This window comes from Staphylococcus sp. GDY8P126P, assembly GCF_017891965.1.
Lineage (GTDB): Bacteria > Bacillota > Bacilli > Staphylococcales > Staphylococcaceae > Staphylococcus > Staphylococcus saprophyticus.
In genome coordinates, this window is the sequence record NZ_JAESKG010000005.1 from 168,406 (window position 1) to 180,753 (window position 12,348).

General features: G+C 32.4%; 10 protein-coding genes and 1 pseudogene. All 11 read left to right on the forward strand.

The window, feature by feature from the left end:
* Positions 1-116: 116 nt before the first annotated feature.
* The 11 genes and pseudogenes from KA893_RS10120 (at position 117) to KA893_RS10170 (ending at position 12,259) form a co-directional block, all read left to right on the forward strand.
* A complete protein-coding gene (locus KA893_RS10120) occupies positions 117-743 on the forward strand; it encodes a poly-gamma-glutamate hydrolase family protein (protein ID WP_115347407.1) in 627 nt (208 codons plus the stop codon).
* 80 nt (positions 744-823) lie between these two features.
* Positions 824-1,444 carry a poly-gamma-glutamate hydrolase family protein gene (locus KA893_RS10125; protein WP_041080473.1) on the forward strand — a complete coding sequence of 207 codons (621 nt, stop codon included), beginning with the start codon at positions 824-826 and terminating at the stop codon, positions 1,442-1,444.
* A 71-nt stretch (positions 1,445-1,515) separates the two neighbouring features.
* Positions 1,516-1,899, forward strand: coding sequence for an RrF2 family transcriptional regulator (locus KA893_RS10130; protein WP_129334867.1), 384 nt, complete (start codon positions 1,516-1,518; stop codon positions 1,897-1,899).
* 216 nt (positions 1,900-2,115) lie between these two features.
* Positions 2,116-2,412 (forward strand): thiamine-binding protein, encoded by a 297-nt coding sequence (locus tag KA893_RS10135; RefSeq protein WP_002483427.1) that lies wholly within the window; start codon positions 2,116-2,118, stop codon positions 2,410-2,412.
* Between the two features lie 531 nt (positions 2,413-2,943).
* Complete coding sequence (gene miaB / locus KA893_RS10140) at positions 2,944-4,485, forward strand: tRNA (N6-isopentenyl adenosine(37)-C2)-methylthiotransferase MiaB (RefSeq protein WP_002483426.1); 1,542 nt, start codon at positions 2,944-2,946, stop codon at positions 4,483-4,485.
* Positions 4,485-4,835 carry a YlbF/YmcA family competence regulator gene (locus tag KA893_RS10145; protein ID WP_041080475.1) on the forward strand — a complete coding sequence of 117 codons (351 nt, stop codon included), beginning with the start codon at positions 4,485-4,487 and terminating at the stop codon, positions 4,833-4,835. The genes miaB and KA893_RS10145 overlap by 1 nt, the downstream gene beginning before the upstream one ends.
* 39 nt (positions 4,836-4,874) lie before the next feature.
* Entirely contained in the window at positions 4,875-5,363 is a 489-nt protein-coding gene (gene thiW / locus KA893_RS10150; RefSeq protein WP_002483424.1) for an energy coupling factor transporter S component ThiW, read from the forward strand.
* A gap of 468 nt (positions 5,364-5,831) precedes the next feature.
* Positions 5,832-8,202 (forward strand): annotated as a pseudogene (gene mutS, locus KA893_RS10155) (DNA mismatch repair protein MutS); the annotation flags it as partial.
* A gap of 305 nt (positions 8,203-8,507) precedes the next feature.
* A complete protein-coding gene (gene mutL, locus KA893_RS10160; protein ID WP_129334868.1) occupies positions 8,508-10,475 on the forward strand; it encodes a DNA mismatch repair endonuclease MutL in 1,968 nt (655 codons plus the stop codon).
* 11 nt (positions 10,476-10,486) lie between these two features.
* Positions 10,487-11,020 (forward strand): glycerol-3-phosphate responsive antiterminator, encoded by a 534-nt coding sequence (locus tag KA893_RS10165; protein WP_002483421.1) that lies wholly within the window; start codon positions 10,487-10,489, stop codon positions 11,018-11,020.
* Positions 11,021-11,224: 204 nt separating this feature from the next.
* Entirely contained in the window at positions 11,225-12,259 is a 1,035-nt protein-coding gene (locus KA893_RS10170; protein WP_194375949.1) for a S66 family peptidase, read from the forward strand.
* Positions 12,260-12,348: the final 89 nt, after the last annotated feature.

A 12,348-nucleotide genomic window follows, 5' to 3' on the forward strand; every position in this document is an offset into this window, starting at 1 on the left:
GAAATAATCATGCACGCATTGATTGTCGTATTGAGCATGTGACAGTTTTTTTATATGTTTGATTAAGCATGATTTGTAGTACATATTTTCATTACACGATAGAGAGGACATTCATTATGATAGATCAATTTATGTCAATGTCAGAACTGATTGATCACACTGAAGAACATAAAGATTGGCAAATTTTATATAACGAGCGTGTTGCAAAAAGTTTAATAACAGCTGTTCATGGTGGTGCTATTGAACGTGGCACATCAGAAATTGCACAATTAATTAGTGAAATTGGTGGTTATAGTTTTTATACATTTAAAGGAATCAGGAAAAATAAAAATCATGAACTTCATGTTACATCAAAGCATTTTGATGAGCCCATACTTAATGAATTAGTACCGACACATGAAGTTGTAGTATCATTACATGGTTGTATGGGTGATGATGTAGCAGTTTATATTGGAGGTAAAGATTTAGAATTATCCTATGAAATTACACAACAATTACAAAAAATAGGCATAAAGGTCAAACCGGCTCCAGCACATATAGCTGGAATGCAAACAGAGAATTTTGTAAATAAGGGTAAACGTGACGCAGGTGTACAATTAGAACTAACTGTGGCATTAAGGAAACAATGTTTTAAAAATAATAAATATAATTTACATGATAGAGAGAATCGAGAGAATTGGTCGCAGTTAATGTTTTCATTTTCCACTGCAATTGCCAATGCTTTAAAAATATTAAATGATTAGGTACGACTTTACAAAATCTTAAGATAATAGTGCTTAAGTTAGGGAATAGGTTGAATAGAAACTATGAAGGGTGTTTATTTATGGCAGATAAATATAAATCAATGACTGAATTGGCTGAATATACGACTGAAAATAGTGATTGGTCAGTGGTTCGTCGCGACTTAGATAGCCAAGTTATTATTTCGGCGATTCATGGTGGAGCGATTGAACCTGGTACAACGGAAATTGCTGATTTAACAGCACAAAAGGGTGATTTTGATTATTTTACTTTTAAAGGAACAAAATCAAAAGGAAATGAAGCGTTACACGTAACCTCTCGTCATTATGACCAACCGGATATGATGGAAATGGTCAAAAATAAGACACACGCAGTAGCAATTCATGGCTGCGTGGGTGATGATAGCATTGTATATATGGGCGGCAAAGATGAAAGTTTGATTCGTGCATTAAAAGAACAATTTGAGCAATTAGATATTAAAGTAGATCAAGCGCCTAAACATATGTCTGGTGCACACGATGATAATATTATCAATTGTTGTAGCACAGGTGAAGGTGTACAGCTAGAATTAACTTCGGGATTAAGAAAATTGTGCTTTAAAAATCAAAAATATAATAAACATAGCCGAGAAGACCAAAGTAATTGGAGTCAGTTTATGGATAACTTTACAAGTGCAATCGTTCAAGCGATACAAAAGGTGTAGTAACGCTTGTAAATAATGGACACTTAAGCTATTATAGATTCAAGATGTCTATAATAGGAAGATGATGATAAATGAAATATTCTAGAGCGACCAATTATGCGTTACACGCGTTATTATTTATGATTAAAAATAATGGTGATGTTCAACGAATTCCGGTACAAGATCTTGCTAAAGCATTAGGTATTTCTACAACTTACTTGTCAAAAATTTTAACAAGATTAGTTAAAGTTGGTGTTATTTCAGCGAGTAGCGGTGCTAAAGGTGGATACCAATTAAGTTTAAAGTGGCAAGATGTAACAATCTATGAAGTGATTACAACAATTGATGGTAAACAAAGCTTGTTTGAAGATAGTTTTAATCATGGTGATAGTTGTCCAATTAATAAGTTAATGATTGAAGCGGAGCAAGCGCTCATAGGCAGTTTGAAACAAAAAAAGCTAAAGGATCTCATATAAATAATTGAGGTTCTTTAGTTTTTTTGTACGAGTAATTTAGATATTGGATGATTATAAAGCTGTACATCATGAGTACACATGATGAAATGATAATTGCATTGTTGTACATTAGTTTTCATTTTGTTTTTGAATAAAGTAACACGCGAATAACTGTGCGTATTATGTTTAATTTGCTAAAATATAAAGTATATAAAGTAATTAAGGGGTTGACGTAGTATGAATGATACATTAATGAGTATTCAGATTATTCCTAAAACTGCTAACGGAGAAGACGTAATTCCATATGTTGATGAAGCGATTAAAGTAATAGATGACGCAGGTTTAACGTACCGAGTAGGTCCATTAGAAACAACAGTACAAGGTGAAATGAATGAATGTTTAATATTAATTCAAAAATTAAATGATCGCATGGTTGAACTAGAAATTCCTAGTATTATAAGTCAGGTTAAATTTTATCATGTACCTGAGGGGATAACGATTGAGACACTGACTGGGAAGTATGATGAACTTTAAAAAGTTCAAATATAGATTTATGTATGCGCCAGATTTATTTTATAAATAAACTTTTTTTTAGAACCACTTCTCAATTTATTGAGATAGTGGTACTTATGCAAGTGCAAAGGCACTTGTAAACCCAAGCTGATACTTCTCAATTTATTGAGATAGTGGTACTTATGCAAGTGCTCTGGCACTTGTAAGCCCAAGCTAGAGCTGCTCAATTTATTTTCTTCGTATTGCTTAATCTATAAACTTTAATTGCTGAAAGTCATTGATTTCATACTGACATGGCTACTTTTGATTATATTTTTGAGCGCGGCCACATTTATTGAATGATGAAAGTTGTTTATAAAGGTTAACTGCAAAAAAAGTTGACTTTAATTATTTACAAGTCTTTTTGCACTTTGTGTTCAAATTTAATATAATGTAATAATGATTATGGATAAAGTTATAGAACTTAGAACTACGAGGTTGTTAAACAAAATGATGCGAAATCTTTTGAATTACTTGTTCTTAGTTTTTATGATATAGAAAGGATTTTGTAGAGTGAATGAAGAACAAAGAAAAAGTACTTCTATTGATATCTTAGCAGAACGTGAAAAAAAGACTAAAGATTATAGCAAGTATTTTGAACACGTGTATCAGCCCCCGAGTTTAAAAGAAGCACGAAAACGTGGTAAGGAGGAAGTTAATTATAATGACGATTTTCAAATAGATGAAAAGTACCGAAACATGGGACAAGGCAAAACATTTTTGATTAAAACATATGGTTGTCAAATGAATGCGCATGATACAGAAGTCATGGCAGGCATACTTGGAGCATTGGGTTATACACCAACGGAAGATATTAATCATGCAGATGTTATATTAATTAATACATGTGCGATTCGAGAAAACGCTGAGAATAAAGTATTTAGTGAAATAGGTAATTTAAAACATTTGAAAAAAGAAAAACCTGAAACGGTCATTGGTGTATGTGGTTGTATGTCACAGGAAGAGTCTGTGGTCAATAAAATATTAAAATCTTATCAAAATGTTGATATGATATTTGGAACACATAATATTCATCGTTTACCTGAAATTTTGGAAGAAGCTTATCTTTCAAAAGCAATGGTTGTTGAAGTATGGTCTAAAGAAGGAGACGTCATTGAAAATCTTCCTAAAGTAAGAGAAGGTAATATCAAAGCGTGGGTTAATATTATGTACGGTTGTGACAAATTCTGTACATACTGTATAGTGCCTTTTACTAGAGGTAAAGAGCGAAGCAGACGACCAGAAGATATCATAGATGAAGTCCGTGATTTAGCGCGCCAAGGCTATAAGGAAATCACATTATTAGGTCAAAATGTTAATGCTTATGGTAAAGATATTGATGGCTTAGCATATGGTTTAGGAGATTTATTAGAAGACATTTCAAAAATTGATATTCCGAGAGTAAGATTTACGACGAGTCATCCATGGGATTTCACAGACAGAATGATTGAAGTCATTGCAAATGGTGGAAATATTGTGCCACATGTCCATCTTCCTGTACAATCTGGTAATAATGCAGTGCTTAAGATTATGGGACGTAAATATACACGTGAAAGTTATTTAGATCTCGTTAACAGAATTAAGACACATATTCCTAATGTTGCACTTACAACTGATATTATAGTTGGTTATCCAAATGAAACAGATGAACAGTTTGAGGAAACTTTAACATTATACGACGAAGTTGAGTTTGAACACGCATATACGTATATATACTCACAAAGAGATGGCACCCCTGCAGCTAAGATGAATGATAATGTGCCATTGGATGTAAAAAAAGATAGATTACAGCAATTAAATAAAAAAGTTGCGTATTATTCTGAACGTGCAATGCAACAATATGAAGGACAAACAGTTCAAGTATTATGTGAAGGTGTAAGTAAAAAAGATGATACGGTCTTATCTGGTTATACCTCAAAAAATAAATTAGTGAATTTTAAAGCTCCTAAATCAATGATTGGAAAAATAGTTAATGTATATATTGACGAAGCTAAACAATTTTCACTTAATGGCACGTTTATCAGTGTGAATGATAAAACGGTGGTGACACAATAATGTATGAAAAAGATGATATTTTAGCTGAAGCAGAACGTTTGAGTGAACGTATTAAATCTCTAGATACTGTCAAAGAATATCATAAAGTAGAATCACAAATTCATCATAATGAAAATTTAGAACAACGAATGAAAGAATTAAAGAAAAATCAAAAGCAATCGGTCAATTTGCAAAATTACGGTAAAACACATGCGTTACAGGCCTCGGAAGAAAAGATTCAAGACATCGAAGAAGATATCAATATACTGCCAATTGTAGAAGAATTTAGAGAATCACAAGCAGAAGCCAATGATTTATTACAAATGATGATTCACACAATGTCCGATAGATTAAATAAACACCAAGAATAAGCAATTTTTTATTGCACTTATGGAAAGGGTTTGAACACTATGAAGACTAAAAAGTTAACATTAACAGCAATTTTTATTGCTATAAATGTTGTGTTAAGCAGTATAATTGTGATTCCACTAGGCCCTATAAAAGCAGCACCTATGCAGCATTTAATTAACGTACTTTGCGCTGTATTTGTAGGTCCTTGGTTTGGACTTGCTCAAGCTTTCATTTCATCAATCTTGCGCATGATTTTTGGTACCGGTAGTTTCTTTGCCTTTCCAGGTAGTATGATTGGTGTATTACTCGCTAGTGGTTTTTATTATTATAGAAAGCACCTATTTATGGCAGCTGTGGGAGAAGTGATTGGCACTGGAATTATCGGTAGCATCATGTGTATACCACTTGCTTGGGTCCTTGGTTTTTCAAATCTTGCAATTAAACCATTAATGCTCGCTTTTATTGTTTCAAGTGTAATTGGGGCAATTATTAGTTATATCATTTTAATGATATTGAAGCGAAAAGGCATTTTAAAACGCTACTTATAAAACACTATTATTATGAGATTGAGACATATTATTTTAATCAATAAGTAAATTTATGAAGTTAACTTGTAATCGTTAAGGTCATTTATTACTTAAAGATAAAATAAAGTGTCTTAATCTCTTTTGTTATATATGGGAGTTGGATTATGAAATCTCTATTAGAAAATTTGATTTCTGTCCCGCTCCCATTGAATTTTTAATATGATGAGAAATGTTTAAATTTAATAAACAGGCGTAAATTGAAAACTTATGTTAAAATTTAAGAGTTAAATTAGCTAGAAAAGCTGAAAATCGTGTGGTTATTAAAACAAATTTCAAACAATATAACGAGATAGTAAAATGATATTAGATGTAAGTACATCTCTTATAATCAATGTAGGATGAGATGCAAAAAGACAAAACTTACTTTCTATGACTAAATCAATGAACTAAGTGAAAATAAGAAAAATAAAAGGATTGTGAAATATATTTATGACAAACCAAACCCCAATGATGCAGCAATATTTAAAAATAAAATCACAATATCAAGATTGCCTATTGTTTTTTAGATTGGGTGACTTCTATGAAATGTTTTTTGAAGATGCTAAAGTAGCATCGAGAGTACTAGAAATTACTTTGACAAAACGTGATGCAAAAAAAGAAGACCCGATTCCAATGTGTGGTGTGCCATATCATTCAGCTGATGGCTACATTGAGACATTAATAAGTAACGGTTATAAAGTAGCCATTTGTGAACAAATGGAAGACCCTAGACAAACTAAAGGCATGGTTCGACGTGAAGTTGTTCGTATTGTCACCCCTGGTACAGTAATGGATCAAGGCGGTGTAGATGAAAAACAAAACAATTATATTCTGAGTTTTATTCAAAGTGCATCAATGTATGCATTGAGTTATTGTGATGTTTCAACAGGTGAATTAAAAGTAACTCATTTTGAAGATGAAGCAACTTTAATTAATGAAATTACGACAATAAATCCAAATGAGATTGTTGTTAAAGAAGCCATTGGTGAATCGCTAAAACGACAAATTAGTCTAACGACAGAGACTATCACGGTGCTTCCAGATATTTCTGATGTAAAATATGATGTTAATACAACGAATGATAGCCATTTATATCACGTAACACAATTATTATTAGATTATATTTATCATACGCAAAAAAGAGATCTTTCTCATATTGAATCTGTGATTACATATGAAGCAGTAGACTTTATGAAAATGGACTTTTACGCAAAACGTAATCTTGAATTAACAGAAAGTATACGTTTAAAATCAAAAAAAGGAACGTTACTTTGGCTAATGGATGAAACGAAAACACCTATGGGTGCCAGACGTTTAAAACAATGGATCGATAGACCGCTTATTCAAAAAAAGCAAATTGAATCACGTCTTGATACAGTAGATCAATTTATCAATCATTTTATTGAGAGAGATACATTGAGAGGCTATTTAAATCAAGTGTATGATATTGAACGTCTAGTTGGTCGTGTGAGTTACGGCAATGTTAACGCACGTGATTTAATTCAGCTAAAACATTCTATTTCAGAAATACCCAATATAAAAAATCTCTTACAAGCTTTTGATGAACAAATGACAGCACAGTTTGAGGCGTTAGAACCACTAGATGATTTGCTTAATTTATTAGAAGAAAGTTTAAAAGAAGAACCACCCATTTCAGTTAAAGAAGGCGGTTTATTTAAAACTGGATTTAATGAAACGCTTGATAGCTATTTAGAAGCTTCAAAAAATGGAAAAAATTGGTTAGCAGAATTACAAACAAAAGAAAGACAACGAACTGGAATTAAGTCATTAAAAATTAGTTTTAATAAGGTTTTTGGTTATTTCATAGAAATTACTAGAGCTAATTTACAAGGGTTTGATCCCACTGAATTTGGATATCATAGAAAGCAAACACTTTCAAATGCAGAACGTTTCATTACCGATGAATTAAAAGAGAAAGAAGATATCATTTTAGGTGCAGAAGATAAAGCTATTGAATTAGAATATCAATTGTTTGTGCAACTTAGAGAACAAATTAAAGCATATACGGAAAGATTACAAAAACAAGCAAAAGTAATCTCTGAACTGGATTGCCTGCAGAGTTTTGCTGAAATAGCTCAAAAATATAATTATGCTCGCCCGACTTTTAGTGAAGATAAGACATTAGAACTTGTTAATTCACGACACCCAGTTGTAGAACGGGTTATGGATCATAATGATTATGTGCCTAACGATTGTGAATTAGATAAGGAAACGTTTATATATTTAATTACTGGCCCTAATATGTCGGGTAAATCAACATATATGAGACAAGTCGCAATTATTAGTATCATGGCTCAAATGGGTGCTTATGTACCGTGTGAATCGGCAATATTACCTGTGTTTGACCAGATTTTCACTAGAATAGGTGCAGCGGATGATTTAGTTTCTGGGAAAAGTACTTTCATGGTAGAAATGTTAGAAGCTCAAAAAGCACTTGCACATGCTACAGAACACAGTTTAATCATATTTGATGAAATCGGTAGGGGTACATCGACATACGATGGTTTGGCTTTAGCTCAAGCAATGATTGAATATGTCGCACATACGTCGCATGCTAAGACTTTATTCTCAACACATTATCATGAATTAACTACGCTAGATCAATCATTGGCATGTTTGAAAAATGTGCATGTTGCTGCAAATGAATACAATGGTGAATTGATTTTCTTACACAAAGTTAAAGATGGCGCCGTAGATGATAGTTACGGTATACAAGTAGCTAAATTAGCGCATTTACCAGAGGAAGTGATTAACCGAGCGCAAGTGATATTGGATGCATTTGAACAATCGAATAATCAAACAAACAATAAGAATACCATGAATCATGTTGATATCCCTACTGATAAAAATCTAAATGCTTCAAGTGATGAAGTGACAGAAACAAAAGCTACGTATTATGTTGATAATGAACAGTCAGCTGCAACACAACATGCAAAAAGTGATGGACAATTTGAGCAAGCTGCCTTTGATTTATTTGATTCACCTGCAAAACAAAGTGAAATAGAAAATGAAATTAAAACATTAAATTTATCAAATATGACGCCAATTGAAGCATTAGTAAAACTAAGTGAATTACAAAAACAATTGAAATAGAGGTGAAGTCATATGGGTAAAATTAAAGAACTACAGACATCCTTAGCGAATAAAATTGCTGCTGGCGAAGTTGTAGAACGACCTGGATCAGTAGTGAAGGAATTGTTAGAAAATGCGATTGATGCCCAAGCGACTGAAATCAATATAGAAGTTGAACAATCCGGCGTAGCATCTATACGAGTTGTGGATAATGGCACAGGTATCCACATAGACGATTTAGGCCTCGTCTTCCACAGACATGCTACGAGTAAATTGGATGCAGATGATGACTTATTCCATATACGTACACTCGGTTTCCGAGGTGAAGCTTTAGCAAGTATCTCTTCAGTAGCAAAGGTTACATTAAGTACATGTACAGATAATGAAGAAGGACAACAGATTTATGTGGAAAATGGTGAAATATTAGATCAAAAACCTGCTAAAGCGAAACGTGGTACAGATATCTTAGTAGAATCGTTATTCTATAATACGCCAGCGCGTTTGAAATATATTAAGAGTTTGTATACGGAATTAGGCAAAATTACAGATATTGTTAATCGTATGGCAATGAGTCATCCAGATATTCGTATTTCATTAATATCAGATGGCAAAACGATTATGAAAACAAATGGTTCGGGCCGTACAAATGAAGTAATGTCAGAAATTTATGGTATGAAAGTGGCAAAAGATTTAGTGCATATTTCTGGTGACACGAGCGATTACCATTTAGAAGGTTTTGTTGCAAAACCAGAACATTCACGTAGTAACAAACATTATATATCGATTTTTATCAATGGGAGATATATTAAAAATTTCTTGTTAAATAAAGCCATTTTAGAAGGTTATCACACCTTGCTCATGATAGGTCGTTACCCAATATGCTATATCAATATTGAGATGGATCCAATTCTAGTTGATGTCAACGTTCATCCGACTAAATTAGAAGTAAGACTGTCCAAAGAGGATCAATTATTTAATTTAATAGTTGAAAAAATACGTGAAGCTTTTAAAGATCGTATTTTAATTCCGCAAAATGATATGGATAAAATTACCAAAAAGAATAAAGTGTTGGATCAATTTGAGCAACAGAAATTAGATTTTGAAAAGAAACAACAACAAGAGAATCATTCACAACCTGTAAATAGCCATGATGAAGATGAAAAGAATGACGACAAAGCATATCATTCCAGTCAAACTCATTACGAACCTACAGATTATATACTGAAAGAGGAAAACACCACATCAGTTTCTACATCGCCTAATAGTGATGATGACTATACCCAAACGCAAAAATCTGTTTTATATGATTTAGAAAATGAAAATCAATCTGAATTTATAAATGAAGCTGATTTTGATTCAGATATAAGCAATCACTCAGATTCTGATATTAAAGGAAGTGTCAGTAAAGACCCTTCATGTCGTGTGCCTTATATGGAAGTGGTCGGACAAGTTCATGGCACATACATTATCGCTCAAAATGAAAATGGTATGTATATGATTGATCAACATGCGGCACAAGAACGTATTAAATATGAATATTTTAGAGAGAAAATTGGTGAAGTGACGAATGAAATTCAAAATTTGTTAATTCCGTTAACTTTCCACTTTTCAACTGATGAATTAATGATTATTAATCAGCACAAAGAAGAGTTAGATAAAGTAGGCGTTCATCTTGAACCATTTGGGGGTAATGACTATATTGTAGATAGTTATCCGGTTTGGTTTCCCACAGCTGAAGCAGAAGAAATTATAAAAGATATGATTGAATATGTTTTAGAGCATAAGAAAGTAAATGTAAAAAAAATTAGAGAAGACGCTGCCATAATGATGAGTTGCAAAAAATCAATTAAAGCAAATCACTATTTAAAAAATAATGAAATGGCAGATCTAGTCAACCAATTGAGAGAAACTGAAGATCCTTTTACTTGTCCACATGGTAGACCAATTATTATTAATTTCTCAAACTACGAATTAGAAAGATTGTTCAAAAGAACTATCTAGGAGGTAAGTGGATGAAACCATATATTTTACCAGCAATTAGATCAATGAAAGATTTAGAAAAAATGACGCAAACAGATTATAAAGAATGCGTATTGCTCGATACACATATTGGTCATATTAAAAGTATAATGGATTTATTAAATAAGCATCACATTGAAACATATATGCATATTGATTTAATTAAGGGCATGAGTCACGATGAATTTGCCTGTGAATATATTATTCAAAATTATCATCCTAAAGGTATTGTCTCTACTAAGACTAAAGTGATCAACAAAGCCAAAGCATTGAATACGACGACTGTGTTCCGTGTTTTTGTATTAGATAGTCATGCATTACGTAGAAGTATTGAATTAATCAAACGTGTAGAACCAGACTATGTTGAAGTATTACCGGGAGTTGCAACTAAAGCAATACAAATTATCAACGAGGAAACGAACACGTCTGTAATTGCAGGTGGATTAATCAATACGGTAGAAGAAGTTGATATCGCAGTTAAAAATGGTGCTAAATATATAACGACAAGTGATCGCCATTTATGGTAACCATCATGAAGAAAACATCAATTCTATTTAAACAAAATTTAAGATAAAAGCTAGGCTAGCCAAACACAGAGATAATATTGCTATTTGACAAAGATATTAGCGATACTCTGTTAGCGCTAGCCTTTTTTTCTGATATTGTTAAAGGATTCAATATATATGTTATGATTAGTGAAATTTTATTAGATTGTGTTAAGGGGTGATTTGATGATTAAACCAAAACAATTAAAGCGTGGCGATACGGTAGCAATTGTTTCTTTATCATCAGGACTAGCTGGTGAAACTGACATGTTATGGCGTACGTATCAAGGTATTAATCGATTGAAATATGTATTTGGTTTAAATGTGAAGGTAATGCCAAATGCTTTAAAAGGAAGAACTTATATTAGCCAACATCCCGAAGCGCGGGCTGAAGATTTTAATAATGCCGTTAAAGATCCCACAATAAAGGGTATTATCAGCTGTATTGGTGGTGATTATGCTATTAAAATATTGCCATTTGTGAATCTAGAAGCACTACGGGAGCACCCAAAAATTTTTTCGGGCTATTCTGATTCAACCACAGTTCATATGATGTTTTATAAAATGGGTGTTGTCAGTTTTTATGGGCCTGCATTACTGACAGATTTTGCAGAAAATATTGCTATGGACGATTATACGGTTCGAGATATAGAGAAATTTTGGTTTAATACTAATATAATAGGTGAGATTCTTTCAGCAAAGTATATTAGACCATTTGGATTAGCGTGGCATATAGAAAATAAAATGATTGCTAGACAAACGATACAACAACAAGGTTATGAGTTGATTCAAGGATATGGTATTCAACAAGAACACTTAATTGGTGGGAATTTGGAAACATTGACTAGTTTAATAAACACGGACTTATTTCCAAATAAGACAGATTTTGAAGATGCTATTATATTTTTAGAAACATCTGAAGATACACCAGATCCTCAAGCATTTGAAGCGATGTTGGTCCAATTAATTCAACAAGATGCATTAAAACAGTGCAATGGAATGATTATAGGTAAACCATTTGATAATGTGTATTACACAGCTTATAAAGAAAAAATATTAGATGTATTGAAACAATACAATTACACGAATATACCAGTATTATACAACATGTCTTTTGGTCATAATGAGCCTAAGCACATGCTACCGTATGGTTTACAAGCAAAAATAGATTGTAATAAAAAACAATTTAAAATCAAGGAAAATGCTGTCAATATCACTTGAAATGTGACAAGATTTTTACAAAAAGATTGACAACGCTTACAAAATCGGTGTAAGATGAACACAAGTTAATAAATAGAACAGAGATGGGA

Excerpts from the sequence above, each read along its gene's own strand:
- KA893_RS10120 (WP_115347407.1), top strand. The coding sequence starts at position 117 with ATGATAGATCAATTTATGTCAATGTCAGAACTGATTGATCACACTGAA.
- KA893_RS10125 (WP_041080473.1), top strand. The coding sequence starts at position 824 with ATGGCAGATAAATATAAATCAATGACTGAATTGGCTGAATATACGACT.
- KA893_RS10130 (WP_129334867.1), top strand. The coding sequence starts at position 1,516 with ATGAAATATTCTAGAGCGACCAATTATGCGTTACACGCGTTATTATTT.
- KA893_RS10135 (WP_002483427.1), top strand. The coding sequence starts at position 2,116 with ATGAATGATACATTAATGAGTATTCAGATTATTCCTAAAACTGCTAAC.
- KA893_RS10145 (WP_041080475.1), top strand. The coding sequence starts at position 4,485 with ATGTATGAAAAAGATGATATTTTAGCTGAAGCAGAACGTTTGAGTGAA.
- thiW (WP_002483424.1), top strand. The coding sequence starts at position 4,875 with ATGAAGACTAAAAAGTTAACATTAACAGCAATTTTTATTGCTATAAAT.
- mutL (WP_129334868.1), top strand. The coding sequence starts at position 8,508 with ATGGGTAAAATTAAAGAACTACAGACATCCTTAGCGAATAAAATTGCT.
- KA893_RS10165 (WP_002483421.1), top strand. The coding sequence starts at position 10,487 with ATGAAACCATATATTTTACCAGCAATTAGATCAATGAAAGATTTAGAA.
- KA893_RS10170 (WP_194375949.1), top strand. The coding sequence starts at position 11,225 with ATGATTAAACCAAAACAATTAAAGCGTGGCGATACGGTAGCAATTGTT.